Raw genomic sequence first — 26,130 nt, forward strand, 5'->3', positions numbered from 1 at the left:
ACATCTCCGCGGATTTTTTTATGGAAGCAGCAGTTCTTCCAGTTCATTCAAGGTATCTTCAAAGGATTTCATTGCCAGTTCAATCGGCTTGGAAGTAGTCATATCGACCCCTGCTTTTTTCAGAACTTCGATCGGATAATCCGAACTGCCGGATTTCAAAAACTTCAGGTAGCGTTCCACCGCAGGCTCCCCTTCCTCTGTAATCTGTTGGGACAAAGCAGCAGCAGCGCTGTAGCCGGTGGCATACTGATATACATAAAAGTTCATATAAAAGTGAGGGATTCTTGCCCATTCCAGCGCAATATCATCATCGAGTGTCATATGCGGCCCGAAATACTGTTCATTCAGCTCATAATAAAGAGCATTCAGCAGATCCGGAGTCAGTGCTTCCCCTGCTTCTGCCTTTTCATGAATTAACTGCTCAAACTCAGCAAACATTGTCTGACGGAAAACCGTGCCCCGGAAGCCTTCGAGGTACTGATTCAATAAATACGCTTTTTCTGTTTTGTTTGTCGTTTTTGCCAGTAAGTGACGGGTAAGCAGTGCTTCATTGACAGTAGAAGCTACCTCCGCCACGAAGATGGTGTAATCAGCATAAGGGTACGGCTGATTTTGATGAGTCAGATAGCTATGCATTGAATGTCCGAGTTCATGGGCCAGCGTATATACATTATTTATGCTGTCCTGCCAGTTCATTAAAATATATGGCATTGTCCCATATGCCCCGGAGGAATAGGCTCCACTCCGTTTTCCAACGTTTTCATAAACGTCCACCCATCCTTTTTCAAATCCGCCCGCAATCGTTTCTGTGTATTCTTTTCCCAGCGGCTGCAGGGCTTCGAGAACGGTTTCTTTTGCTTCTTCATACGTCATTTTCATATCAATATCTTTAACAAGCGGTGTATACAGATCATAGTTATGAATCTCATCGAGTTCAAGCACCTGCTTACGCAGCTTTACGTAACGGTGGAGCAGCGGAAGGTAATCATGAACGGTCGAAACAAGCTGGTCATAAACTTTTTCCGGAATATGATTATTGCTTAGCGCAGCTTCTCTGGCTGAACGGTACTTACGAATGCTTGCATTAAATGTATTCTTTTTCACCTGTCCGCCAAGTGTGCTTGAAATGGTATTTTTAAACCTGCTATACGTGCTGTATACAGCCTTAAAAGCTTCTTCCCGCACACGTCGGTTGTCGCTTTCCAAAAAGTTAAGCAGGCGCCCGTGGGTCACCTGGGCGTCATTTCCGTTCTCATCCTTTATGGATGGAAACTCCAGATCTGCATTATTGAGCATGCCAAAAGTATTTCCCGGCACAGCCATTACTTCAGAAGCCTGGGCAAGCAGTGCTTCTTCTGATTCTGTCAGCACATGCGGACGTTCTTTGTTGATGGCGTCGAGTGCGTGTTCGTATAACCGGAGCTCCGGCTCTTCCTCATAAAATGCTTTAATCGTTTTTTCAGGAATGGTCAGGATTTCAGGAACGAGAAAAGCCGTTGCCTGTCCGAGCTGACTGGCCAGTCTCCTTGCACGGTCCTCCATTCCCTGATACAGCGATTCGTTTGTATTTTGATCATAACGCATATGCGCATAAACAAATAAACGGCTGAACCGCTCTGTAATTTTATCCTGCTGCTGCAGGGCTTCATACAGCATACGCCCCGAATCTCCGAGGCGTCCTTTATATGACTCGATTGCCGGAATCATGCTTTGAATGTGTTTGAATTCTTCTTCCCATTCTTCATTGCTTGAAAAAATATCCTCTAAATTCCATTTATACTGTTCACTGATTTCTTCGCGTTTTGGCAGTTGTTCTACAGCAGATGAACTCAATGGAACGCACCTCCCTTTATCTTTCTCTCCTATTGTATCGAACTATTTCCAGTTGTTCCAATGAATCGTTTTTATGCTTCAAGCTTTTTGATATACGCCGTAAATATTCCAGCGATGCTTTGATCCTGCGACCATCCCTTTTCCGCCGATGCTTCAGACAGCAGATCTTTCTTCAAATGCCAGCGCCCGTGATGAAAATAAACCGTCTTCCGGACCTTCAGCCACTGCAAAAAATGCCAGACTGCCTGACGCAGGTAAACCTCTGCACGCAGACCAGAACGTATTAACGGAGCAAGCAGTGGATCTTTCTGCACTAAAATTAAAATATTGTTTAATGTATCATTTTTTTGGTGAATAATCCGGTGAAACAGCAGGGTCTGCCACACGAGCGGCGGTCCTCGGAAAACGTAACAATACGGCGTCGGCCAGCCAAGGTCCGCTGGATGCATACTAATATGAGAGTAGTGCCGGGTATATATCCCAAGACTCTCCCAATACTTTTCGCACCCTGTAAATTGATGAGGCGAAAAGCGCCAACTGTTTTTATGTGCCAGTATTTTATCATTAAAGCTGAATGACAGCTGTGCAGGAGTGAAAAAATACTCCAGCTTTATGTCGCCCACTGGAAATCTTAAGGCACAGGCTACTATACGCTTGGGCGAAGCTTCAAATAATGGCTGCACGATCAAAAGCTCCCGGGAAGATGGCATCAGTACAGGCACCGCATTAAAATACCCGGAAAATAAGGAAGACCATACCGCTTCATTCCAAAACCAGCGCCCAGCATTTTTTCGTTGTACTAATTTCGGAGCAAAAAACCACAGTGGAAGGATTCCTTTTTCTCTATATGTTCGGCTTCTCGTCAAAAGCTGCGGTGAATCAATCGCACTCCTCTGTATCTCCAGCGCTACGTTTCGCCCTGTCCACTGAACGAATACGTCTGCCCTTCTTCCTTCCTCAGGTAACTGCTTCTCAATAACGGGAGAAAGATTCTGTTTTTTAAGCCAGCTGGCGAGCAGAGCTTTCCCTTCAGTATGCTCTTCGGATTCTCCACCAGGCAGGCGGCAGTCTGCACTCCGGGAATGAACAAAATGAGGACGGGTATTTGATTTGTTACGCAGATGCACTTCGTGCCCGCAGTCCGGGCAATAGTAAGGGGGATAAATAGTGGGATCCAGGCTTGAAACTGCCCGACCGTTCGCAATGAGGGCATTAAACATGAGTATCAGCCTTTCCGGGGGATGTAATACGGGGATTTTGTATAAAATAAAAAGGCCAGCGTCACACGCCAGCCTTTTAGAGATACACACACTTATGAGAAGTTTTCATTGAAGGTTTGAAGACCATATTCAGATGCAATTGTCGTACCATACTCACGTATGCGGAAAATGGACAGGTCAGATTCATTTCCGTACTCCAGCACATGACTTACCATGTTGTCCTGTTCATCCTCTGTATAACGCTGATCAAATACTAAATAAAGATAATACCGATTTTCAAAGAAGTATACTTCGTTGTGGACATCCGATACATGGAAGGCCTTACTTAGGCTGATTAAGTCTTCCATGTCCTGGAAGGAAATAACAATTTCTAGGTCTTCCGACTCAAGTGAGCCATTTCTGTCTGATTTGGACGAACGGTATTGTTCATCAAGCATATCCACAATGTTATCGTCCACCGGAGGTTCCTCTTTGTTTTCTGATACCGGAATTTCCAGTTTCACATTTCCATCGGTAACCTGTCCTCTGGTAACTACGATTTCCATGCCCTGATCGAGTGCCTGTACCTGGATCCATAAAGGTCCTTCTATTTCAAAGTTTTCTAAGTCGTGAGCTTCGTTGATCATATCAAAGAATAATTCTTCTCCACGTTCACGGTTATACCAAATCTCATCCCGGTCGAAACCACGGTCTTCGATATCCGTGTACGTAATGTAAAACTTCACTGTCGACTCGTTGATTCTTTCGATTTCCACTATTTTTCTCCCTCCTCAAGCTAGGGTCGGTCTTCTACTTACTATGAAATACTATACCCTAACAATAACATATAGTAATCCTTTAAATCATAGCACCGTCCAGGACCCTTTGTGAGTTGTGCTCATCCCAGGATGCAACGTTCGTTGAGGGAGCGGAGCATCAATAATTTAACACTGGTTTGGTTTTATATTTTCAGATAAAATCACACTCATGTCAAGGAAAGAAACTCATTTTAGCAAAACAAAGCATAATTATAAAAAGAAGAAAAATCCCGACCGGCGCCGAAATTTTTCTTTCTTTTTAGTTTACCATTTTTTGCGCTTCCATCAAGTTAAAAGTACGAACTTTTCTTGGGAGGAAACGACGAATTTCAGCTTCATTGTAGCCTACCTGTAAACGTTTATCATCATAAATGATCGGCCGTCTTAATAGACCGGGATGTTCGCTGATTAATTGGAACAGACGCTGCAGTGGAAGGTTTTCCATTTCCACGTCTAATTCCTGAAACACTTTCGAACGACGGGAGACGATTTCATCAGTGCCGTCCTCCGTCAGGCGGACAATCTCTTTTACTTCATCCACTGTTAATGGCTCCGCAAAAATGTTTCTTTCATTATAAGCAATCTCATGTTCGTCCAACCATGCTTTCGCTTTCCGACAGGATGTACAACTTGGAGATGTAAGCAATGTCACCATGTTAACAAATCTCTCCTTCCCCAACTATGGGAGTAAAATGGGCGAAAACAACGTATAATATTCTCTATTTTTTAGTCACAAGATTATTATACAATAATTATTCTAATTTGAAAAGAGGTTTTAACTGGTTTGTGAATGATTATACTTTTAGACTTTAATTCAACAATACTTTATTTATACCTCTTCATCATGGTTTTAAAACTTTCTAAGCGCACAATTTGTTAACGTTTTGTGACAATTCATTCAAACTGTTCACTTTTTACTTTAAATGAACGATTCTCAATTACCTGCTTTGTTTTTCAACAACTCATTTAATTGTTTCCGCCCTCATTATGTATACGTTAGAAAATGGCTAGAGGTTCACCCTCCAGCCAAATTTCTTTAATTTTTTTCGTTATTGTACTGCATATAGACAACGTGAGTGGCTAAAAAGTCTTCCACTCCGTGCTTGCCGTCGGCCCCGCCAAGTCCGGATTTACGGAAACCGGCGTGATAGCCCTGAACAGCTTCGAAATTTTCCCGGTTAACGTACGTTTCGCCAAAGCGCAGTTCGTTTACCACTCTCATAATTTCGTTCATATCTTCACTGTAAACGGAGGAAGAAAGACCGAATACGGTATCGTTGCCCTTTTCTATTGCTTCATCAAGCGTTTGGAACGTATCGACAGGAATAACCGGACCAAATATTTCTTCCTGCATAATTTCCATTTCATGCCGGGCGTTGCTGATTACTGTCGGTTTGTAAAAATAACCTTTATTTTGATCGCCTGGTTCACCGCCAGCCACTACTTTCGCTCCGTCTTTTTTAGCATTTTCCACCATCGTATGCACTTCATCAAGGCGGTCTTTGCTCACAAGCGGGCCAACATCAGCATTTTTGGATGCGCGCGGGTCCCCCATTGTTTTTTGTTCAAATGCCTGCTGCAGTCGCTTGGTGAATTCTTCAGCGATACTTTCATGCACATACACCCGCTCTGCGTTCGTACAGGCCTGACCATTATTGGCAAGTCTGGAGGTTGTAATATGCTTCACTGCAGTATCAATATCTGCGTTCGCCGTTACAATAGCCGGTGCTTTTCCACCGAGTTCGAGATTAACTTTTGTGATGTTCTGCGCCGCAGCTTCCATTACTTTTGTTCCCGCAGTTACGCTCCCAGTCATTGTTACCATATCTACATCTTCATGCGAAGCCAGAGCGTTTCCTATTTCTGAGCCTGTACCTGTAATCAGGTTATAAACCCCTTTTGGTACTTCATCCATTTCATCGATGAGTTTTGTGAATTCAACAGCTGTATTAGGTGTCTGCTGGCTTGGCTTCAGCACAATCGTACAGCCGGTGACAAGCGCTGTTGCTACTTTCCTGGCCAGAATAAACACTGGAAAGTTCCATGGCACAATACCGCCGACAACGCCGATAGGTTTTTTGTAAATGAAAATATTCTCATTTTGCCGGTCACTCGGCAGGATTTCTCCTTCTATTCTCCTTGCCCATTCGGACATGTAGCGGAAATAGTCAATGGCAAGATCCACTTCGCCGCTTGCCAACCCGTAATCTTTTCCCTGCTCTTGCTGAAGAAGATCAATAAACCGGTCTTTGTTTTCTTCGATTTTATCTCCGAGGGCACGGACAATTTTTCCACGTTCGATATTTGGTGTCAGCTCCCACCCTTTTTGAGCAGCAGAGGCGGCAGCAACAGCTTTATCCACGTCCTCTTTTGTCGCTTTTACCGTTCGTGAAATAGTTTCTTCCGTCGCCGGATTTTCAATTTCAATATATTCATCACTAGAAGCGTTTACGTATTCTCCGTTAATGTACAATTGATGTGTCTGCATCAGGAACCCTCCAATTTTTCTTTACAGGGTAGAGTGTTCCACCTTAATTTAACTTTTAAACCTTCCGGCACAAAAAAAGCGCAGCCCATCTGAGCTGCGCATGCACTGTATTAAGCGGTGTGTCTTGAAGGAGTCGGAACGCCCTTTTCGGGCGATTTTTCTTTATTCAGGCCCTTGAGGTTCTTTTTAAGCATGTCCCGGAGTACTTCTCTTTTCATTTTCCTGCGTTTTTTTGCAACTGCGTTTTTCATAACCTCTTCGCCCTCCTTTCTAAGCGTTCTTCAATTCGTCTTTGTCATCATACGTAAGAACTTCCGTAACATCCTGATAAGCTTTTCCGTAAATCTCTTCATCTTTATACGTGTGAATGTTTTTGTACGTATGCTTCATTTTTTCATAGATAACTTCTTCCGACGCATCGTCCGGTGACCAATATAAAATTTCGAGCGTATTCACTTCATTGGTTGCCAGGGAAATTCTGCTGTAGCCAATGGATTTCGCCTGACGAAAGCCGGCTCTTTCATAAAAACGGAACCGTTTTGTCGTATCGCTCTCTTCATAATCTAGAGGCTCCACTTCCAGAATAATCGGTTTATTCTTACTTTTCAGGCTATCAAGTAATTTCTGACCGAGTCCTTCCCCTCTTGCTTCTTTCGATACTAACAAATAATCGATAAAAACAAATTCCTCTGTCTCTACATACATCATAACATGAAGAGGTCCTTCATCCTTATGGTAAATATCACCTTTTTCATCCAGCAGCACTTCCATATGTTTTTTCGATTTCATTTCTTCTACTGGAAAGTATTGGCTCAATTTCTCGTACCAGTTTAGTTTAGACATAATGACCCCCAAATTTGTGTTACATATATTATAACGCGAAAGTCTGTATATAGTAAGTGCCTTCAGTACTTATTTAAGACGCTTAAGCGCGCTCTTTACGGCATATCGACCTCACGGCGGGACGTGGTTGCATTTGCTCTTTCTAAGCTTTGCATACAGCAAAAAAGAGCGGTTTTTGACTCCCGCCCCTTTAATTTTACTTTTTACGGCGTATAATTCGTACCTTTGGAATAAGAGTTCTGGGCATCCCACAGCAGGTACTCTTCAATGCCGTTATCCTGCAGCGCCTGAATCTGCGCCTCCACTTCAGTGCTTCCGTACTGCAGATAATTACCGCTTCCTAAATAGCTTGCTGTAAAGTCCTGAATCCATGGCCGGGTTATCGGCTGTTCATCAAGTCCTGATAAAATCTTTGTTTCTGCCTTCGCATAGGCATCGATAACCTCGTACGGCTTTGTATCCGGCTTGTCTATATTAAAATAACCGCTTCCCCAATGGCTTGGGTAAATCATAGAGCTGATGACATCTACATTTTCAGAGATTAACCGAAAATCCTGGCCGATACCCGGCGCCCGTTCCTGAGTCGCAGAATAGCCGAAGATATCCGCCGATACATTTACATTGTATTTTGTTTGAAGCGTCTCTTCAGAATAAGCAACGAAATCCGTAACAGCATCTACTCTTTCCTGTACGTTGTCATCACCGCTGTCGTAGTCTCCTGTGGAATAAGTGAGCTGGTCATCTCTCGTTTCAAATCCTTCAGGGAACCGGATATAATCGAACTGAATGTCCTGGAAGCCAAGCCTGGCTGCTTCTTCCGCTATTTGAAGATTATAATCCCATACTTCTTCCATGAACGGATTCGTAAACATATGGCCGCTTCCATTCGACCATGTATTCCCGTCACTTGTCTGGTAGGAGTATTCCGGATGCTTCTTGGCAAATACATTATCTTTAAAAGTTGTAATCCGGGCGATCGGGTATATATCATGCTTTTCCAGTTTTTTCATCAGCGCTTTAGGATCCTTGATCATATTTTTTCCTATATCAGGCAGGTCTGACCCTTCCGGCACATTGAATGTTAAGTTCCCGTGATCATCTTTAATATCTATTACCATAGCGTTCAATTCCGTCGAATCAATGAGATCAATTAATTTATCCATTCTGTCGCCCCCGGCCGAGTGACCAGTCACATATATCCCTTTGACCCCTTCCTCTGGATAGCTGAAATTAAGACCTGAATCATATGTAAAGCGTGGCATGCTGCCTTCAAGCGTTAATGTATGTCCACCAGTCGTCATTGATGCCAGATCGTTCCCGTTTCCTTCTTCCGCGTTTGACTCTGCTGCAGTTAATCCCGAGGTAACAGTCAATGCAGCAGTTAAGGCCCAAATGCCTAACTTTTTTTTCATATTGTCCCTTCCTTCATTGTTTTTGTAAAAAATACAATCTAATAGTCACTATTTAATGGAATATTTTTCTTGGTTTAATTATACGTTTAAATACACATATTACCAGCCATCTTTTTTATTTTCCGCTATTTTTTTATTAATTAATATTTATATTCAAAATGATAATTGAATGTTAGTTAATCTTTCATTTCTCTTGCATTCCGCTCTCATAGTTATTATACTGTTAAAAATATCTTTAAAACTTGCGATACTTCCACAGGGTCCTCAGCCTTTATTGGCCGGGGCCCCTTTTGCAAAATAATCTATAAAGGAGGAGCACCAATGAGCAGAGTGACGATGATTGATATTTACAAACACCCTATTACTCAAAAATATGTCCGCCGTTCCGGACTTGCCCATGCCATTCGCGTGGCTGATATAGCATTAGAGCTTGCCAGAGAACGAAGTGTGGATGTTGATTTATCAGTAAAAGCTGGTTTTCTGCACGACATGGGCCATTATCTTTTTTACAAAAATGGGAAATGGGACTTCGAGGAATATCAGACGAACGATATTCACGCTATCAAAGGAGCAGAACGGGCCCACAAGCTCTTAATCCGGCTCGGCGAAGAACCTTCGCGGGCAAAGGAAGTCAGTATGGCTGTTTTACTTCATACTGATTCGTACCTCCCGGCTGCCAATATTCAGCGCACTCCTCTGCAGCAGGTAGTTGCCGATGCAGATGAACTCGATGAAGAGCCGTCCGGACGTCATCACTACCGGACTATTACTGATGAAGATGCATTCAACCGACTGCATTCTCTCGACGAGCGCCTTGAGCAGGCCGTTGCTGAAACTATGCACTCGTAAAACGTAAAGAACCCGCCTTCATAATGGAAGGCAGGTTCCGTGTCTACATATTTTTTATTTTCCGCTATTTTTCACGTAGTAAAAAAGGCTGCTCATGTCTTTTTCTCCAAACCCTTCGCGATCCGCCTCTTCGAATAAAGAAAGAACTTCCTTTCCTGCCTTTGGAATAACTCCTACGCGATTACTCATTTCATTAGCCAGGCCAAGATCCTTTAAAAGCAGCTCCAAAGCAAATCCGGGTTCCTCTTTGTTTTCCTGGATGAATTCCTTATAGTGCCTGTCGTAGATTTTGCTCTGCCCCATACTGTTTGTGATAACGGAATGAAGCATTTCCAGATCAACTCCTGCTTTTTCCGCCATCGTTAATCCTTCGCTTACCGCTGCAGTATGCATACCTACCATATACTGATTAATCAACTTCACCTTTGTACCTTTGCCAATGCTGCCGGCATACGTAATATTTTTCCCTACTGCTTCAAAAATCGGTCTGGCTTTTTCAAAAGCCTCTTCGCTTCCGCCAACCATCACAGCAAGCGTTCCAGCTTTTGCACCTGTCGTACCACCGCTTACCGGAGCATCCAGATAGTCTACGCCCTTTTGGGCAGCCTCTGCTTCGATCTTTTCATGAAGCTCTGCAGACACGGTACTGAAATCAATTACGAGAAGTCCTGGCGAAGCGTTTGTAATGACGCCGTTTTCCCCGAGCATCATTTCTTCTACATGCTCTGGTTTTGGAAGGCAGGTCATAACGAGATCCATTACTCCAGCTGCCTCTGCCGGAGTAATGCCGACAGTGCCCCCGGCTTCCTGAAATCGGTCTTCCTTTTCGTTTCCTTTATTAATTCCGTAGACGTCAAATCCTTTATTCAAAATATTCAGAGCCATTGGCATGCCCATGTTTCCAAGTCCGATGAAAGCAGCTTTTTTCATAACTATTATTCTCCCTTCGTCCAGACATGTGATTTCATATCCCACTCATGCATATGATAATCTCGGGCACCAAGCTGTATGTAAGGATCCTGTTCTACAATTTCCCGGACAGCTTCCTCTTTTTCTCCGCGGTACATGATTAAGCCGCCGGTACCATCGACAAAACGTCCATAAGCAATCACGTTTCCGTTCAGCTCTTCATCCTCGAGAAATTTCAAATGCTGAGAACGAAACTTTTGTGATTTTTCTTCATCCTTCATTGTAAGAAATACAGCAAATATCTTCATTATAGTCCTCCTTTGAATTCTTTCTACTTTATTATAGTCGTTGTTATCCAATATTTACATAGATGAAGGGGTTTTCACACGGCTTCCTTTTGACCTTCGGGGTAAGTTACGATACACTAACCCTGTTCTAAAGCGTTTTATGCTGAAATTATCGTTTGTGAGAGGGGACACCATCGTTGGTTTTTTTATTCTTTCTTTTGGCAGCTGTCGTTACAGTTATCGCAGCCACCAAGCTGTCTTCATACTCTGACATCATTAGTGAAAAATCTTCGCTTGGCGGTATGATGGTCGGGACCCTTTTACTGGCCGGGGCCACTTCCCTTCCCGAGGTTACCACCAGCTTAACGGCTGTGTTTTTGGATAACCCGGACATTGCGGTGGGCAACGTGCTTGGGAGTAACTTATTTAACATTCTTATTATTGCTGTATTCGATATTTTTTATCGTCGCAAGCAGCTGTTTAACCGTGTCTCCCCAGGTCATACATATACTGCCGGGCTGGGAGCCGTGCTTGCTTTTGTCACCGGGGCGGCTTTTCTCCTGCAGCTCTCCTGGAGCGTTTTTGGCGTCGGTGTTGATGCACTTATCCTTCTGGTTTTCTATGTAGTAGGAATTGTCTGGGCAAACCGCCAGAACGAGGGCGTGATTCCTGATGAGGAAGAACAGGACGTGCCAAAGCCCGACCTCTCCTTACGTCAGGCCGGTACGGGATTTGTAATCGCTGCTTTATTTACGCTCGCTGCCGGTACTGTTCTCACTACCACCGGTGACCGGATCGCCGTTATCACCGGACTCGGCTCGAGTTTTATCGGAAGTTTTTTAATCGCTGCTTCGACGTCCCTCCCCGAAGCCGTTTCTGTTTTTGTAGCGATGAAGCTGAGAAACTACAATCTCGCCCTGGGGTCCATTTTAGGCAGCAATCTCTTCAATTTGACTCTGCTTGCCCTGAGCGATATTTTCTATAGAGGCGAACCTATCATTTCTGCAGCAAGCCGGACAAATCTGGTGACTTCGCTCGGCATTACGCTGCTCGCAGTTATAGTATTTTACGCTGTTTTCCGGGGAAACAAAAGAAAAACGTCGGTCTTTTATCTTTGGCCTTCCCTCACGCTTATTATTGTATATTTTATCGCTTCGTATTTAACCTTTATTGGTCTCGGAGCAGAATGGTGATGAAGCTATGACAGACAGGATTCGTTTATGGATGGCCGTAACAGCTTTCTTGTGGGTGGCAGCGCTCGTCCTGCAGGCACGACTTTCAGATTTTCCCGCCTGGCCGGGGCTTTTGCTTTTTATCTTACTTGTATTTGAATGGGCCGCCGTGCTTGTCCTTAAATATAAAAGCCGGCAGAAATAAGTTTTTGACAACGAAAGGATGTATACTTATGAAAACCGTTTTTTCCGGTGTTCAGCCGAGCGGCACGCCCACCATCGGTAACTATTTAGGGGCGATAAAACACTTTGTGGATTTACAGAAGGATTACCGAAGCTTTTTTTGTATTGTGAACCAGCACGCTATTACAGTGCCTCAAAATAAGCAGGAGCTTCAGCATAACACCCGGAGTCTCGCGGCTTTATACATCGCTGCCGGACTTGATCCGGAAAAAGCAACTATTTTTGTTCAATCGGAGGTTCCTGCTCACGCCCAGCTTGGCTGGATGCTGCAATGCATTGCTTATATTGGGGAGCTTGAGCGCATGACCCAGTTTAAAGACAAAGCAGAGGGCCGCTCCGGTGTTCCCGGTGCTCTTTTGACTTACCCGCCGCTGATGGCCGCAGACATTCTTTTATACGGCACAGATATTGTTCCTGTCGGAGAAGACCAGAAGCAGCACCTCGAACTGACGCGGACGCTTGCGGAACGGTTTAATCAGCAGTACAACGATATATTCACCGTTCCGGAAACAAAAATAGCGGGCAGCGGAGCGCGTATTATGTCTCTTCAAAATCCAGAGAAAAAAATGAGCAAATCCGACTCCAATCAAAAGGCTTTTATCTCCATGCTTGACGGCGAAAAGACGATCATGAAGAAAATAAAGAGCGCTGTGACTGATTCCGGACGCGAAATCCGCTACGATCCTGAAAGCAAACCCGGAGTAAGCAATCTCCTCACAATTTACGCCATTTCCAAAAACATCAGTATCGAAGAGGCAGAACAAAAGCTCAGCCAGGAAAGCTACGGCTCTCTTAAAGAAGAAACCGGTGCCGCCGTTGCTGAGATTCTCGTACCGCTTCAGGAGCGCCATGCGGAGCTGATGAACTCTTCGGAACTCGATGACATCCTGGATAAAGGCGCAGAAACGGCCCGTCAGGCTTCCTCAAAAATGCTCGCAAAAGCAGAGCGTGCCATGGGGCTTGAACGAAAAAAACGGTAGGAGCTCCCAAGTCGGGAGCTTTTATTTTATTCTTCCCGGGTATTAGTATAAGGAAAACACATCCCGCACATGGAGGGTCACAAGTGACTGTACGAGAAGAAAAGCAAAAACAGCTGCGTGAACTGCTGAAGGAGTCCGAACAGCTGCAGCATTCCATCAATCAGCTTGCCCGGGAGCTTGCGAACGAAACCCGGGTTCTGCAGGTGCACTTATATAAAGAACAGAAAGACCAGCTTGAAGATATCACCCGGTATTTTGATGAAGTGAATATGGAGGCCGACCAGACGCGCCCCGAAGCCATTCTCACTATGGCTCTCAATCACTTCCACAACCATTTGATGTATGTGAAAAATAATGACTAAGGAGGCAGCTGCCATGGATGTAATTTTAACGCACCGCCATATGGATTTTGACGCCCTCGCTTCTGCTGTAGCTGCTTCCAGACTTTATCCGGAGGCTCGTCTCGTTTTGCAGGACGACCAGTCCGAGGAAGTCAACGAATACCTCGCCCTTTTCAAGGATGAATTCCCATTTGTTTCTTCCCGGCATATCGATTGGGACAATTTGCATACGGTGATTTTAACCGATGTCTCCGAGCCGGACCGGGCCAGGGACGGCCTCACCTTTTCCTCAGCTCCGTACTGGATCATTTATGATCATCACACAAACAAGGAAGCGCCTGATTCAACGGAAGCAGCCATTGACGCCCGGATCGAGCCAACAGGTGCTGCCGTCACTATTCTCATCGAAGAACTGATTCAGCGGCAGATTTCTCTTACTCCGGTCGAAGCTACCCTTTTTGCTCTCGGGCTTTATACCGATACCGGGTCGCTCGTTTATCCGAGTACAACGCTTAGAGATCTGCAGGCGGCTGTATTTTTAATGGAGCAGGGCATGAATTTAGACACCGTCGGCCAATACATGGAGGAGTCGCTTTCTCCGGATCAGCAGTATGCTCTGCGGGCCTACCTTGGAGCAGCAGAAATCATTGAGCGCGAAGGGCTTCAGCTGTTGATTACAAAATTCGATTCCGGCGACAAGCATATCGGCGGCTTGAACACCGTCACCTCCAATTTAATAGAAACAACCGGCGCAAGTGCTGTCATTACTTTAACTAGGGCCCAGGGCAAAATATTTGTTATCGGGCGCTCGGCTACCGATCGTATTCATCTCCCGGACATTTTAGCCCCGTTCGGCGGAGGCGGACACTCCCGGGCCGGGTCAGCCACTATCAAGGATCAGCTGCTCGACGATGTTTACGACCAGATCAAATCACAGCTTCAATCTGCAGTCGGCCGCTCCATTACAGCTGAAGAGCTGATGAGCCGGCCGGTAAAAACACTGAAGCCTGAAACGACAATCAAGGAAGCGGAAGATATGGTGCTACGCTACGGGCACAGTGGCTTTCCGGTAGTAAACGACCAATACGAATTAGTCGGCATTATTTCCCGTCGTGACATTGATAAAGCCATGCACCATCAGCTCGGGCACGCCCCTGTCAAAGGCTACATGAGTTCCAATCTCCATACCGCCTCCCCCTCTCACCGGTTTGAAGAACTTCAGCAGCAGATGGTCCACCATAACGTTGGCCGGCTTCCCATTATTGATCACCGAGGTGCATTAATCGGGCTCGTCTCGCGAAGCGATATCATTGCCCGGCTTCGTGAAGATTCTACCGCAGCAGAAACCGTCAATATGGAGGAAAACATGCGCACGACTCTGCCGGATTCCATCCAACAGTGGCTTCAGGCCGTCGGAGAAGAAGGCGCCCGTCAGCATTTGCGCACCTATCTGATCGGGGGAGTCGTTCGCGACATTATTTTGCAAAAGGGAAATGAAGATATCGACATTGCCGTTGAAGGCGACGGCATAGCTTTTGCTTCGGACATTGCCTCCAAATGGAACGGAGAACTCCACAAGCACGAAGCTTTTGGCACTGCTACGATCATCTGGCCAGACGGGTTAAAAATGGATATCGCAAGCTCCCGGACCGAATTTTATGAAAAACCCGGTTCCCTGCCAGACGTGGAGAGCTCCACCTTGAAAGAGGACCTGTTCCGGAGGGATTTTACGATCAATGCCATGGCTCTTGCCCTTCATCCCGAAGAGTTTGGAGATCTCATCGACCATTTTTCAGGACTAGAGGATTTAAAACGGGGGGCCATTCGGGTGCTGCACAATTTAAGCTTTGTCGAAGACCCGACCCGCATTCTCCGTGCCGTCCGCTTTGAACACCGTTTTGGATTTGCAATGGATCATGAAACAGAAGCGTTTATTGCGCAGGCGGTTAACGCGATTCATGCTCTGTCTACAGATAGAATACTCGCTGAATTTCAGCGTCTGACTGCTGAAATGCCTCCTGCCCAGCTGTTTTATCGTCTCCAGAAGCTTGACGTTTTATCGGCATTTCTCCCTGGTGCTGTATGGGACGATGCAGCCGAACGGCTGCTTCCGTATATTACCGACCTCCAATCGTCTTTGTTTATGACCCTGCTGCCGTTATTTCTGCAGGAAAGCGGCCGGGTGCTTTCTGCCGAGCGGGTCGCCGTGCGGAAGCAGGATAAACAGCTCGTACGGCACGTGCACCACCTGCTCGATGAAAGCTGGGATGCCTCTATCGAAAGACCCGGTGATTTTCACCGCACTGCTGCCCATGTCTCCCCTCTTTCTGTTGAAATTGCTGCTTACTGCCTTGAATACAGCGCCGGGCAGCCGGGAAAAGCGGCTTTGCTCAGACAGTACCAGGACAAGTGGCAGGACCTGCCGCCGTGGGTTTCCGGCGCCGAACTTCAACGTCTCGGCCTCCAGCCCGGACCCCTTTATAAATTTATTATAAGCGAAACCGAAAAAGGCATTATTAACGAAGAAATCACTTCCTCCAGAGAAGCACTGGATTATGCTGAATCCCTTATTCACAGCTATCAGTCCTAAATGAAAAAAGTCTGGGCGCATAGGCCCAGACTTTTTTTTATGCCTGCCATTTTTTAAATGCCAGAGTAGCGTTATGTCCGCCAAATCCAAAGGTATTGCTTAAAACGGCCTGGATATCACCTTTCCGGGCTTCGTTTGGAACGTAATCGAGATCACATTCCGGATCCGGCTCGTGCAGGTTAATAGTCGGCGGCACTACATTATCCTTTAAAGAAAGAATACTGAATATAGCTTCAATACCCCCGGTTGCCCCGAGCAGATGACCGGTCATCGATTTTGTTGAGCTCATCCATACACTGTCTGCATGGTCCTGAAATACCTTTCGTACAGCTGTCGTTTCAAATTTATCATTGTACTGCGTACTGGTACCGTGGGCGTTAATGTACTGAATGTCTTCTGCTGTAAGCCCTGCATCGTCCATAGCCATCTGCATGGAGCGCTGGGCACCTTCACCGTCCGGTGCTGGAGCTGTCAGATGATACGCATCTCCGGTAGAGCCGTAGCCGACGATTTCAGCATAAATTTCCGCGCCCCTCGCTTCGGCGGACTCCAGGCTTTCAAGCATCAGTATGCCCGCTCCTTCGCCCATTACAAACCCGTCCCGGTTTTTATCAAACGGGCGGGACGCCGTATTTGGATCTTCATTCATGGTAATCGCCTTTGCCGAACTAAAGCCTGCAATCGCCATTTTCGTAATCGGGGCTTCTGTTCCGCCTGTAATCATGGCATCGGCATCGCCGCGCTGAATCACTTTATATGCGTCTCCAATCGAGTTGGAGCCTGTAGCACAGGCCGTAACCGTACAGGAATTCACTCCTTTGGCACCTGTATAAATGGACACCTGGCCGGAAGCCATGTCCGGGATCATCATCGGTACAAAGAACGGGCTCACGCGTTTATAGCCGCGCTCCATGAAGTTCTGGAACTGAGTCTCATACGTTTCCATGCCGCCGATGCCAGAGCCTATCCAAACGCCGGTCCGTGCTGCATTTTCCTCTGTAATTGTATACCCCGCGTCCTCAAGCGCCTGCATGGAAGCTACAATAGCAAACTGGGTGAATCGGTCCATTTTCCGCAGTTCTTTTTTTTCCAAATAGGCCGACGGATCGAAGTCCGTTACTTCTCCCCCGATTTTCATCGGAAGCTCGGAGACATCCACCCTTTCGATAGCACTAATGCCGGAGATGCCGTCCACAGCATTTTTCCACGAAGATTCCACTGTCTGACCCAGCGGGTTGACTGTCCCCATTCCTGTTACAACCACTCGCCTGTTTTCATTCATGCTACTCTCTCCTTTGTTATCTTCCGCATTCTCATGTATATACTCCCTGCCTATGTATGAATCAGGCTGGATGTTTTCAATAGTCTGGGAATAATTTTATACGAGTCACGCACGGTTGTCTACTTTCTGCACGCCGTTTTATTCATATAATCTTTATTCCTCTACGAACGAACGGTGGTATGTCCATTCGGCGATCAGCGCTCCCGTGATAGCTGTAAGAATGGCCGTCGTCTGGCTTCCCTGAAAAAAATACACGACACCTAAATACACAGCAATCAATACGCAAATAAAAATAATTACCCCTGCTGCAGCACGTTTCACTGTCATGTCATCCCTCCCGCTGCTTACCGGCTTCCCGGCAATTATACAAGCAGAAACACGCTAATCCAAGTGATTATCCTCCTTTCTTCACATAAAAGAAACCGTCCCTGTATATTAGGAACGGTTTCACAGTCTAGCTAATGACCGAAGCGAGTATAGCCTTTTGTACGTGCAGCCTGTTTTCCGCTTCATCATAAACAGCTGAATGAGGGCCATCAATGACTGAAGCCGCCACCTCTTCCTCCCGGTGGGCCGGGAGGCAATGCAAAAAGACGTAGTCCTCTGCAGCTTTTGCCGTAAGCTCTTCAGAAATCATAAAGCCTTTAAAAGCCGCGAGTCGTTTCGCCTGCTCCTCTTCATAGCCCATGCTTGTCCATACATCCGTATAAATAACGTCTGCCCCTTCTGCCGCTTCTTCGGGGTCTTTCGTGCGGGTAACAGATGCTCCTGACTGCTCCGCCGCCTGCTCAATCTGCTTCCAAACGCCAGGATCCGGACCGTACCCTTCCGGCGCTGCGAGCACCGCGTCCATCCCCATTTTCACGCTTGCTATGATCCAGGAATGGGCGACATTGTTGCCGTCTCCGATAAAGACACTTTTCAGGCCCTCAAAGCTTCCTTTCCGCTCCTGCACAGTAAGCAAATCAGCAAGTGCCTGACACGGATGGTACAGATCCGTAAGAGCATTAATTACCGGCACATCTGCATGCTCTGCGAGTGCTTCGACTTTCCCGTGATCGTTTGTGCGGATCATCAACGCATCAACGTACCTCGAAAGCACTTTGGCTGTGTCTTTGATTGGCTCCCCTCGGCCGATCTGCATATCGCGGGGGCTCAGAAACAAAGAATGGCCTCCCATCTGGGTCATAGCTACCTCGAAGGACACGCGGGTTCTCGTCGACGCATTTTCAAAAATCATCCCAAGCGAGCGATGCGCCAGATGAGTATAATACGCAGCAGGATTTTTCTTCATGTCTGCTGCCAGTTCAAGCAGCTGTTTGATTTCCTCCGCGGAAAAATCAAGCAGCGTTAAAACGCTCTGCTGATTCAGAGTTGAGGCGGAATTATTCAGATTTGTTGCCATTTGCTACACTCCTTTTTCGGACAAAGCGTAATTTTGCAGCCACGATTCGATTGGTGCAGGCAGCTCCGGCGCTCCCTGAATCGCCTGAACCATCACACTCAGCGTACGTGCATTTGTTACGATCGTTTTACGTTCAATTAACGCCTTCTGGCGGCGCTCTTTTCCTGTTTTATGACCGATCTCCGGAATACTGATAAATGCTGAAGCATCCTCTGAGTGAATCCATTCGTCAAAAGGCGTGTGCTGCGAAAACACTAATGTGTAGCCCAGGCTTTCGAGCTTGTCCAGAGATGGTTTTGCTTTGTCATATTCCCCGTCCGCAATTTCGCAGTAGACGCTTCCGGTCTTTTTGAATAGAAGAGGGATTTGCGTTTCCGACCAGGCAAATGCTTTCTGAAAGGCCCCGGAAAGATCTTTTGATATGCCGATCAGCTCCCCGGTGGATTTCATTTCTGCTTCGAGCACCGGGTCAAGCCCGCTTAATTTATCGTTGGAAAAGACCGGTGCTTTGACTGTGTAATAGCCCGGTTCTTCGTGAAGTCCTTTTTCATCTGTCCACGTTTTAAGTGAATGACCGAGCAGCAGGTGCACCGCTCCTTCAATCACTTTTTCGCCGGTAATTTTGGCAAAGACCGGCACCGTGCGCGATGCTCTTGGATTAATTTCAATCACGTACAATTCACCGCCATCGTAGACGAACTGGATATTAAAGATACCGTGAAAATCCATGCCTTCCGCAATTTTCTGCGTATAATCCACCAGAAGCTGTTTCACCTCTTCGCTGATGCTGAAAGGAGGCGTTACTGCCATCGAATCGCCTGAATGAACACCTGCTTCCTCCACGTGTTCAAATATACCGGGTATCCATATGTCTTTGCCGTCTGTTAACACATCCACCTCAAGCTCTGTGCCCGGCTTGTAGGAGTCAATTAATATTGGATATTCAATATCGTTGGCCGGGTCTTCAATATATTCCACCAGCTCTTCTTCTTTGGTCGCAATCGCCATGCCGCGGCCGCCGATGACGTAGGAAGGTCTTAGAAGCACCGGATAGCCGATTTCTTCTGCCTGCTTCAGCGTTTCCTCTCTGCTGTGGCCGGAGACTCCCGGAATATGCGGAACATTCACCTGCTTCATAAACTGGTAGAACCGGTCCCGGTCCTCGAGCTGATCAATAATGTCAGACGTCGTGCCGAGCACTTCCATTCCTGCTTGTTCAAGTGATTCAGTAAGCGAGATTCCTGTCTGCCCGCCAAGCTGAACGATCACTTTCGTTACGCGCTCTTCCCTGGCTACGTGAAGCACGTCTTCCGCCGTGAGCGGCTCAAAGTACAAATGATCCGCCATTTCAAAGTCGGTGCTTACCGTTTCTGGGTTGTTGTTTACAATGACTGCCTCGTAGCCGGCTTCTTTCAATGCCCGTGCCCCGTGCACCGAGCAGTAATCAAATTCAATGCCCTGCCCGATGCGGATCGGGCCGGAACCGACGACCAGCACTTTATTTTCGATCGGTTCGGCCTGGCGGTCGCTTTCCTTGTACCAGCTGGAATAGTAGTAAGGAGTCTCCGCAGTGAATTCCGCTGCACACGTGTCCACCATGTGATAGGAAGGGAACATGTTGAGCTCTTTTCTCATCTGAAGTATTTCTCCGATTTTCACTCCGGAGAGGGCGTGCAGCTGTTCATCCGTAAAACCAGCCTTTTTCCATATCAGCAGCTGCTCTTCGCTCCACTCTTCCCAGGAAAGTTCTGCAATATCTTTTTCTTTTTGAATAAGGGCAGAAAAGGTCCGCAGGAAAAAATACTGAATGCCGGTTTTTTCATGAATGGTTTCCATATTTCCGCCGCGGCGAAGCCATTCCATAATGTAAAAGAACCGCTTATCGTTCTGCTGCAGGATTTCGTTCAAAATATTTTCATCAGCTGTTTCCCTGCATTCCGGAAGAGCCAGCCCGTCAAGTTTGATTTCAAGCGATCTTACCGCTTTCTGCAGCGCAGCCTCCAGATTTCTTTCAATAGCCATGACTTCTCCCGTCGCCTTCATCTGGGTGCCGAGCGTGCGGTCTGCGTAGGAAAACTTGTCAAACGGCCAGCGCGGAAACTTCACTACTACATAGTCGAGCGCCGGTTCAAAGCTCGCATACGTATGACCGGTGACCGGGTTCAACAGCTCATGAAGGTGATACCCGATGCTGATTTTGGCTGCCATACGGGCAATTGGATAACCGGTTGCTTTAGAAGCAAGAGCAGAAGAACGGCTCACTCTCGGGTTTACTTCGATCAAATAGTATTGCTTGCTGACCGGGTCGAGTGCAAACTGGATATTGCATCCGCCTACAATCCCAAGTGCCCGGATAACCTTTAGCGAGGAGCTCCGAAGCATCTGGTACTCTACGTCCGTCAGGGTCTGGGACGGGGCCACCACGATGGAGTCTCCAGTATGAACGCCTACCGGGTCGATGTTTTCCATGTTGCACACAGTGATGCACGTGTCATTGGCATCCCGCATCACTTCGTACTCAATTTCTTTAAACCCGGCTATGCTCTTTTCCACCAGGCACTGATGAATCGGGCTTGCCTCCAGCCCGCCTTCGATGATATAACGAAGCTCTTTTTCATTCTGGGCAATGCCGCCCCCGCCTCCACCGAGTGTGTACGCCGGGCGCACGATAATCGGATATCCGGTTTTCTCCGCAAACGCGAGTGCTTCTTCTTTTTTTTCAACTACCTCGCTTTCAGGCACCGGTTCGTTTAGTTCGTGCATGAGCGCACGGAATGCTTCTCTGTCTTCTCCCTGCCGGATGGATTCAATCGGCGTACCGAGAAGCTTCACCCCATGCTTTTCGAGCGTCTGCTGTTCGGAAAAAGCAAGCGCGAGGTTTAACCCGGTCTGTCCGCCAAGGGTGGCAAGCACTCCGTCCGGATGCTCCTGTTCAATGATCCGCTCCACTGTTTCTACGGTAAGCGGCTCAAAATATACTTTATCGGCACAGGTATTATCTGTCATTACAGTTGCCGGGTTGTTATTCAACAGGATCACTTCAATATTTTCTTCCCTAAGCGCCAGGCATGCCTGGGTACCTGAATAATCAAATTCTGCAGCCTGCCCAATGACGATCGGGCCAGAGCCGATCACCAATACTTTATTTATTTCTTTATCTCTAGGCATAGGTGGCTTCTCTCCCTTTATTCTCTATCGTTTCGAGAAATTCATCAAAAATTTCCTCGCTGTCTGCAGGACCCGGGTGGGCTTCCGGGTGAAACTGGGCTGTCATGATTGGAAACTTCGTATGCATCATGCCCTCTACCGAACCGTCATTGACGTTTTTGTATTTTATCCGGAACGACTCTTTTGGAAGAGACGCATCTGTGACAACATAGCTGTGGTTTTGAGAGCTCATAAATACTTTGTTCGTTTCCAGGTCCTGTACCGGCTGATTGGCACCTCGGTGACCGAAACGAAGTTTTTCCGTGTTTCCGCCGAACGCAAGCGCGAGGAGCTGGTGCCCGAGGCAGATGCCCAAAGTCGGGTAGGTTTCGGCAAGCTCCTTATAGGTGCTCAAGTAATGTTCAAGCTGCTTCGGGTTGCCGGGGCCGTTGGAAAACAGCAGGCCATCAGGCGCCAGAGCTTTAATGGTTTCCTTCGGCGTATCGTAAGGCACAATTGTAACCTTGCATCCTTTTTTGTTCAGCTGATCCACCATCGACTGTTTGTAGCCAAAGTCCATTAATACTACGTGCCGGTCACCGCCGCCGATCGTTATCTGTTTATCCACCGTTACTGTATCAATCACATCGCGCTCTCCAAGCAGCTCGTATTCTCCGACATTCACAGACTCTGGATCCCCGGTCATTACTGCTCCCATATCGCCTTTTTCCCGGATATTTTTGACCAGTGCGCGCGTGTCCACGTTTTCCATAACGGGAATTCCGGCTGCAAGCGCTGCCTCTGCCAGCGTCTGGTCTCCTTCATAGTGACCCGAAGTACTGCAGGCTTCGCTGACAATGATACCTGCCGGCTGCGGCTGCGTACTTTCATTATCTGTTGGATTTACACCGTAATTTCCGATTAGCGGATAAGTAAAAACAACTATCTGGCCGTGAAAGGAAGGATCTGTCATCACTTCCTGGTAGCCGGTCATTCCTGTAAAAAATACAATTTCCCCATACGTATCCGGAAAGGCTTGCTGCCAGCTGCCTTCAAATATTTCGCCTGTTTCCAATTTTATATAACTTTTCATCTACAAACCCTCCTGGTACGTTTTTATTGTTCAAGCACTTCTGTCAGTGCTGCTGCGGCTTTTTCCAAGTCATTGTACGAAATTGTCAGCGGCGGCAGAAGTCTCAGCGTGTTAGGCCCTGCAGCAATCAACAGAAATCCTTTTTTCTGCATGGCCAGTACGTAAGGTGCTGCGCTGTCGGTAAGCTCTATGCCGATCATAAGTCCCGGGCCGCGTATTTCTTTCACCCCGGGCAGGGAGGAGATTTTTTCTTCAAGAAGCTTCGTGAAAAAGTGCCCCTTTTCTGCTGCCATCTTCGGAGCGTTGATACTCAACAGCTTTTGGAGCGTTCCTTCTACAGCAGCCATAGCAAGCGGATTTCCGCCAAATGTGGAGCCGTGTGCACCGGGGCCGAAGGCTTCCTGTAAATATCCTTTGCCGATCATCGCCCCTACCGGAAACCCGTTACCAAGAGCCTTTGCCGTCGTTACGATATCAGGATCCACACCTGCCTGCTCATAGGCAAACATCGTACCGGTGCGTCCCAGACCAGTCTGTACTTCATCTACTATCAGAAGCGCTCCGTGCTGCCTGGCAAGCTCCGCGGCTTTTTGAATAAATGCCGGATCTCCCGGAATGACACCGCCCTCTCCCTGCACCGGCTCAAGCATAATTGCCGCAGTGTTTTCATCCACAGCCTTCTCCAGTGCATTCACATCGTTATACGGTAAATATTCAAAGTCTTCGAGCATGCGGCCGAAGCCCTGATGAATGGCATCCTGGCCGGTTGCTGCCATGCTTCCGTATGTCCGCCCGTGAAAAGACTGGACAAAGCTTTGGATTTTCGTGCGCCCGGTATATTTTCTCGCGCACTTTATAGCTGCTTCATTTGCCTCCGTACCGCTGTTTGCAAAAAATACTAGATCTAAGCCTGTAAGCTTCGTCAAAAGCTCTGCAGCACGCTCCTGCTGTTCATATTGAAAAAAATTGGAACCGTGCCATCCAGCGTGCAGCTGTTTCTCTACATGCTTTATCACATCGGGATCACCGTGGCCAAGATTGACAACGCTGATTCCAGCCATTAGGTCCGTGTATTCTTTACCCTCTTTATCCGTTACGGTACAGCCTTCCGCATGCGAAAAAGTGAGCTCCCATCTTTTATACGTTTCGAATAGATGTGATTTCTGTTCTGTCTGCTGCATGGTTCTCCTCCTTTCAAGTCAGGGACGGAGCCTGGACCTGTTCTCTTATGATTGCCGTTCCCTTCAGCTTTCCGTCTGCTTCGTCTGTATGTCCATCCGCACCGGCAATAACGACCTTTTCCAAATCCCCGGTCAGGCTTGCTGCTGCCGCCTGGACTTTCGGTATCATTCCGCCGTAAATTTCTCCATCGTAGATGTGCTGCTCGAGCTTTTCTACATGAATATAGTCAGCTTTGTTTCCGTCAATAAGCACACCTTCAACATCTGTAATAAACAGAAGCTCTTTTGCGCCTACTGCCTGTGCGACGGCCGAGGCAGCCGCGTCAGCATTCACATTTAATTTTTTTCCGTTTTTATTCGCTGCAATAGGAGCGATCACCGGCACAAATCCACTTTCCAGCATAGAGTGTATGCAGGAGGTATTAACGTTTACGACGTTGCCGACGAGCCCGAGATTTTGATCAGCCACCTGTTCTGCTTCCAGAAGTCCTCCGTCAATACCGGACATGCCAAACGCCGGAGCGCCGGCGGACTGCAGGGAGGAAACGAGGCATTTATTCACTTTTCCGGAGAGAATCATTTCTGCTACTTCAAGCACCTCGGGCGTTGTTTTTCGCAGCCCGTTTACAAACTCGCACTCAATCTGCAGCTGTTCAAGCATACGGTTAATTTCAGGGCCTCCCCCGTGCACAAGCACCGGATTCATGCCTTTTTCTTTCATCGCAGCTATACTCTTGAAAAATTCAGCTGTTAGTTTATTTACTGTGGAACCGCCGCATTTGACTACAGTGATGCTGTTCATGCTCTTCTCCTCCTTCTTTCCCTACGTCCGGTATCCGGCGTTAATTCTTACATAATCATACGTCAGGTCGCATCCCCATGCTTTGCCGCTCCCATTCCCCACGTGGAGGTTCACCGTTATCTCCACCGTGTCATTTTCCAGATACGCTTTTGCATCCTCTTCGGAAAAATGCACTGGGGTGCTTGCTTTCAAGGTTTCTACCGGTCCTACGGATATATCCACCGTATCGGGATCAAGCTCTACTTCGCTGTAACCGAGAGCGACAATCACCCGCCCCCAGTTGGCGTCTGTGCCGTATACAGCGGTTTTCACCAGGTCTGATCCGACGATCTGCTTGGCTGCCTGGCCGGCTTCTTCATCTGTAGCGGCACCTTCGACCTTCACTTCAATCAGCTTGGTGGCACCTTCCCCGTCTCTCGCAATCTTTTTCGAAAGGGCTTCACATGTCTCTTTCAATCCGGTAACGAACGCGTTCCAATCAGGGTGACCGGGATGCAGCGGGCTGTTTTCCGCCTTGCCGCTCGCCATGACGACTACCATGTCATTCGTTGAGGTGTCTCCGTCAATCGTAATCCGGTTAAACGTTTTGTTCGTTATTTCTGAAAGCGCCGTCTGCAGATGGGCGGGTTCAATGGCAGCGTCCGTCGTTACAAATCCGAGCATTGTGGCCATGTTGGGATGTATCATTCCGGAGCCTTTCGCTACGCCTCCGATAAACACTGCTTTATTGTCCACCCACGTCTGAAAGCATGCGTGCTTTCCAGCAACATCTGTGGTCATGATTGCTTCATTAAAATCCTGAGCCCGTTCAAATCCGGTTTCCGGCTCGAGGTGGGCAATGCCTTCATTTATTTTATCCATCGGCATCGCTTCGCCGATCACACCGGTAGAAGTTACAGCTACCTGATGCTCCGGCAGACCGAATTTTTCGGCGCTATTTTTTCTCATGGTATAGGCGTCCTCGAGTCCCTGTCTTCCTGTGCATGAATTGGCATTCCCGCTATTGACGACGATTGCCCGAAGCTTTCCCTCTTTGGCAATGCTTTCTTTCGTCACCTGCAGCGGTGCTGCCTGGATTTTATTCAACGTATATACAGCGGCACTCGACGCTGGCACGTCACAAATAATAGCTCCGAGATCTTTTCTTTTTCTTTTGACCTTTGTATGAATTCCCGCTGCGGAGAAACCGGCAGGACTTAAAATGCTTCCTCCCGATACTTCTATTACCTGCTCTGCTGTCGATGCCTCTACCATGA

The 26,130-nt window shown here is 47.2% G+C and carries 23 protein-coding genes; 5 read left to right on the forward strand and 18 right to left on the reverse strand.

Annotated elements, in window-relative coordinates:
* Positions 1-18: 18 nt before the first annotated feature.
* From pepF to Q9M42_RS10425, 8 genes are all read right to left on the reverse strand, one after another.
* Positions 19-1,833 (reverse strand): oligoendopeptidase F, encoded by a 1,815-nt coding sequence (gene pepF, locus Q9M42_RS10390; protein ID WP_322526413.1) that lies wholly within the window; start codon positions 1,831-1,833, stop codon positions 19-21.
* A 71-nt stretch (positions 1,834-1,904) separates the two neighbouring features.
* Positions 1,905-3,053, reverse strand: coding sequence for a competence protein CoiA (locus Q9M42_RS10395; RefSeq protein ID WP_322526414.1), 1,149 nt, complete (start codon positions 3,051-3,053; stop codon positions 1,905-1,907).
* A 92-nt stretch (positions 3,054-3,145) separates the two neighbouring features.
* Entirely contained in the window at positions 3,146-3,808 is a 663-nt protein-coding gene (gene mecA / locus Q9M42_RS10400) for an adaptor protein MecA (RefSeq protein WP_322526415.1), read from the reverse strand.
* A gap of 301 nt (positions 3,809-4,109) precedes the next feature.
* Entirely contained in the window at positions 4,110-4,505 is a 396-nt protein-coding gene (gene spxA / locus Q9M42_RS10405) for a transcriptional regulator SpxA (protein ID WP_022795164.1), read from the reverse strand.
* A gap of 381 nt (positions 4,506-4,886) precedes the next feature.
* Positions 4,887-6,338 (reverse strand): aldehyde dehydrogenase, encoded by a 1,452-nt coding sequence (aldA, locus tag Q9M42_RS10410; RefSeq protein WP_322526416.1) that lies wholly within the window; start codon positions 6,336-6,338, stop codon positions 4,887-4,889.
* Positions 6,339-6,448: 110 nt separating this feature from the next.
* Positions 6,449-6,589: a hypothetical protein gene (locus tag Q9M42_RS10415; protein ID WP_022795166.1), complete on the reverse strand. Its 141-nt coding sequence runs from the start codon at positions 6,587-6,589 to the stop codon at positions 6,449-6,451.
* A gap of 19 nt (positions 6,590-6,608) precedes the next feature.
* Positions 6,609-7,181 carry a GNAT family N-acetyltransferase gene (locus tag Q9M42_RS10420; RefSeq protein WP_322526417.1) on the reverse strand — a complete coding sequence of 191 codons (573 nt, stop codon included), beginning with the start codon at positions 7,179-7,181 and terminating at the stop codon, positions 6,609-6,611.
* 203 nt (positions 7,182-7,384) lie between these two features.
* A complete protein-coding gene (locus tag Q9M42_RS10425) occupies positions 7,385-8,593 on the reverse strand; it encodes a putative glycoside hydrolase (protein ID WP_322526418.1) in 1,209 nt (402 codons plus the stop codon).
* Between the two features lie 321 nt (positions 8,594-8,914).
* Between Q9M42_RS10425 and Q9M42_RS10430 the strand changes: the two genes are divergently transcribed.
* Entirely contained in the window at positions 8,915-9,442 is a 528-nt protein-coding gene (locus Q9M42_RS10430) for an HD domain-containing protein (protein WP_322526419.1), read from the forward strand.
* Between the two features lie 54 nt (positions 9,443-9,496).
* On the opposite strand, the gene Q9M42_RS10435 is transcribed toward Q9M42_RS10430, so the two are convergent.
* The gene (locus Q9M42_RS10435) at positions 9,497-10,372 is read right to left on the reverse strand and encodes an NAD(P)-dependent oxidoreductase (RefSeq protein ID WP_322526420.1); all 876 of its coding nucleotides are present in this window, start codon (positions 10,370-10,372) and stop codon (positions 9,497-9,499) included.
* Positions 10,373-10,377: 5 nt separating this feature from the next.
* Positions 10,378-10,659 (reverse strand): YciI family protein, encoded by a 282-nt coding sequence (locus Q9M42_RS10440; protein ID WP_322526421.1) that lies wholly within the window; start codon positions 10,657-10,659, stop codon positions 10,378-10,380.
* A 176-nt stretch (positions 10,660-10,835) separates the two neighbouring features.
* On the opposite strand from Q9M42_RS10440, the gene Q9M42_RS10445 reads away from it, so the two are divergent.
* The 4 genes from Q9M42_RS10445 (at position 10,836) to Q9M42_RS10460 (ending at position 15,964) form a co-directional block, all read left to right on the forward strand.
* Positions 10,836-11,831, forward strand: coding sequence for a sodium:calcium antiporter (locus Q9M42_RS10445; RefSeq protein ID WP_322526422.1), 996 nt, complete (start codon positions 10,836-10,838; stop codon positions 11,829-11,831).
* A 212-nt stretch (positions 11,832-12,043) separates the two neighbouring features.
* Positions 12,044-13,033: a tryptophan--tRNA ligase gene (gene trpS, locus Q9M42_RS10450; protein WP_322526423.1), complete on the forward strand. Its 990-nt coding sequence runs from the start codon at positions 12,044-12,046 to the stop codon at positions 13,031-13,033.
* 83 nt (positions 13,034-13,116) lie between these two features.
* A complete protein-coding gene (locus Q9M42_RS10455) occupies positions 13,117-13,395 on the forward strand; it encodes a hypothetical protein (RefSeq protein WP_322526424.1) in 279 nt (92 codons plus the stop codon).
* Positions 13,396-13,408: 13 nt separating this feature from the next.
* Entirely contained in the window at positions 13,409-15,964 is a 2,556-nt protein-coding gene (locus Q9M42_RS10460) for a CBS domain-containing protein (protein WP_322526425.1), read from the forward strand.
* A 37-nt stretch (positions 15,965-16,001) separates the two neighbouring features.
* On the opposite strand, the gene fabF is transcribed toward Q9M42_RS10460, so the two are convergent.
* From fabF to argJ, 8 genes are all read right to left on the reverse strand, one after another.
* Positions 16,002-17,246, reverse strand: a complete 1,245-nt coding sequence (gene fabF, locus Q9M42_RS10465; protein ID WP_322526426.1) for a beta-ketoacyl-ACP synthase II — start codon at positions 17,244-17,246, stop codon at positions 16,002-16,004.
* A 153-nt stretch (positions 17,247-17,399) separates the two neighbouring features.
* Complete coding sequence (locus Q9M42_RS10470; protein ID WP_322526427.1) at positions 17,400-17,573, reverse strand: hypothetical protein; 174 nt, start codon at positions 17,571-17,573, stop codon at positions 17,400-17,402.
* Positions 17,574-17,700: 127 nt separating this feature from the next.
* Positions 17,701-18,651, reverse strand: a complete 951-nt coding sequence (gene argF / locus Q9M42_RS10475; RefSeq protein WP_322526428.1) for an ornithine carbamoyltransferase — start codon at positions 18,649-18,651, stop codon at positions 17,701-17,703.
* 3 nt (positions 18,652-18,654) lie between these two features.
* Positions 18,655-21,819: a carbamoyl phosphate synthase large subunit gene (locus Q9M42_RS10480; RefSeq protein ID WP_322526429.1), complete on the reverse strand. Its 3,165-nt coding sequence runs from the start codon at positions 21,817-21,819 to the stop codon at positions 18,655-18,657.
* The gene (locus Q9M42_RS10485) at positions 21,812-22,891 is read right to left on the reverse strand and encodes a carbamoyl phosphate synthase small subunit (RefSeq protein ID WP_322526430.1); all 1,080 of its coding nucleotides are present in this window, start codon (positions 22,889-22,891) and stop codon (positions 21,812-21,814) included. The genes Q9M42_RS10480 and Q9M42_RS10485 overlap by 8 nt, the downstream gene beginning before the upstream one ends.
* 23 nt (positions 22,892-22,914) lie before the next feature.
* A complete protein-coding gene (locus tag Q9M42_RS10490; RefSeq protein WP_322526431.1) occupies positions 22,915-24,072 on the reverse strand; it encodes an acetylornithine transaminase in 1,158 nt (385 codons plus the stop codon).
* Between the two features lie 13 nt (positions 24,073-24,085).
* Complete coding sequence (argB, locus tag Q9M42_RS10495) at positions 24,086-24,874, reverse strand: acetylglutamate kinase (RefSeq protein WP_322526432.1); 789 nt, start codon at positions 24,872-24,874, stop codon at positions 24,086-24,088.
* A 21-nt stretch (positions 24,875-24,895) separates the two neighbouring features.
* On the reverse strand, positions 24,896-26,128 hold the full coding sequence (gene argJ, locus Q9M42_RS10500; RefSeq protein ID WP_322526433.1) for a bifunctional glutamate N-acetyltransferase/amino-acid acetyltransferase ArgJ: 1,233 nt from the start codon (positions 26,126-26,128) through the stop codon (positions 24,896-24,898).
* Between the last annotated feature and the right edge of the window lie 2 nt (positions 26,129-26,130).

This window comes from Marinococcus luteus (genome assembly GCF_034497705.1).
In the GTDB taxonomy this organism is placed as follows: domain Bacteria; phylum Bacillota; class Bacilli; order Bacillales; family Marinococcaceae; genus Marinococcus; species Marinococcus luteus_A.

Coding starts and splice junctions, on each gene's coding strand:
- Q9M42_RS10395 (WP_322526414.1), bottom strand. CDS start 3,053: ATGTTTAATGCCCTCATTGCGAACGGTCGGGCAGTTTCAAGCCTGGAT.
- spxA (WP_022795164.1), bottom strand. CDS start 4,505: ATGGTGACATTGCTTACATCTCCAAGTTGTACATCCTGTCGGAAAGCG.
- aldA (WP_322526416.1), bottom strand. CDS start 6,338: ATGCAGACACATCAATTGTACATTAACGGAGAATACGTAAACGCTTCT.
- Q9M42_RS10415 (WP_022795166.1), bottom strand. CDS start 6,589: ATGAAAAACGCAGTTGCAAAAAAACGCAGGAAAATGAAAAGAGAAGTA.
- Q9M42_RS10420 (WP_322526417.1), bottom strand. CDS start 7,181: ATGTCTAAACTAAACTGGTACGAGAAATTGAGCCAATACTTTCCAGTA.
- Q9M42_RS10425 (WP_322526418.1), bottom strand. CDS start 8,593: ATGAAAAAAAAGTTAGGCATTTGGGCCTTAACTGCTGCATTGACTGTT.
- Q9M42_RS10430 (WP_322526419.1), top strand. CDS start 8,915: ATGAGCAGAGTGACGATGATTGATATTTACAAACACCCTATTACTCAA.
- Q9M42_RS10435 (WP_322526420.1), bottom strand. CDS start 10,372: ATGAAAAAAGCTGCTTTCATCGGACTTGGAAACATGGGCATGCCAATG.
- Q9M42_RS10440 (WP_322526421.1), bottom strand. CDS start 10,659: ATGAAGATATTTGCTGTATTTCTTACAATGAAGGATGAAGAAAAATCA.
- trpS (WP_322526423.1), top strand. CDS start 12,044: ATGAAAACCGTTTTTTCCGGTGTTCAGCCGAGCGGCACGCCCACCATC.
- Q9M42_RS10460 (WP_322526425.1), top strand. CDS start 13,409: ATGGATGTAATTTTAACGCACCGCCATATGGATTTTGACGCCCTCGCT.
- fabF (WP_322526426.1), bottom strand. CDS start 17,246: ATGAATGAAAACAGGCGAGTGGTTGTAACAGGAATGGGGACAGTCAAC.
- Q9M42_RS10470 (WP_322526427.1), bottom strand. CDS start 17,573: ATGACAGTGAAACGTGCTGCAGCAGGGGTAATTATTTTTATTTGCGTA.
- argF (WP_322526428.1), bottom strand. CDS start 18,651: ATGGCAACAAATCTGAATAATTCCGCCTCAACTCTGAATCAGCAGAGC.
- Q9M42_RS10480 (WP_322526429.1), bottom strand. CDS start 21,819: ATGCCTAGAGATAAAGAAATAAATAAAGTATTGGTGATCGGCTCTGGC.
- Q9M42_RS10485 (WP_322526430.1), bottom strand. CDS start 22,891: ATGAAAAGTTATATAAAATTGGAAACAGGCGAAATATTTGAAGGCAGC.
- Q9M42_RS10490 (WP_322526431.1), bottom strand. CDS start 24,072: ATGCAGCAGACAGAACAGAAATCACATCTATTCGAAACGTATAAAAGA.
- argB (WP_322526432.1), bottom strand. CDS start 24,874: ATGAACAGCATCACTGTAGTCAAATGCGGCGGTTCCACAGTAAATAAA.
- argJ (WP_322526433.1), bottom strand. CDS start 26,128: ATGGTAGAGGCATCGACAGCAGAGCAGGTAATAGAAGTATCGGGAGGA.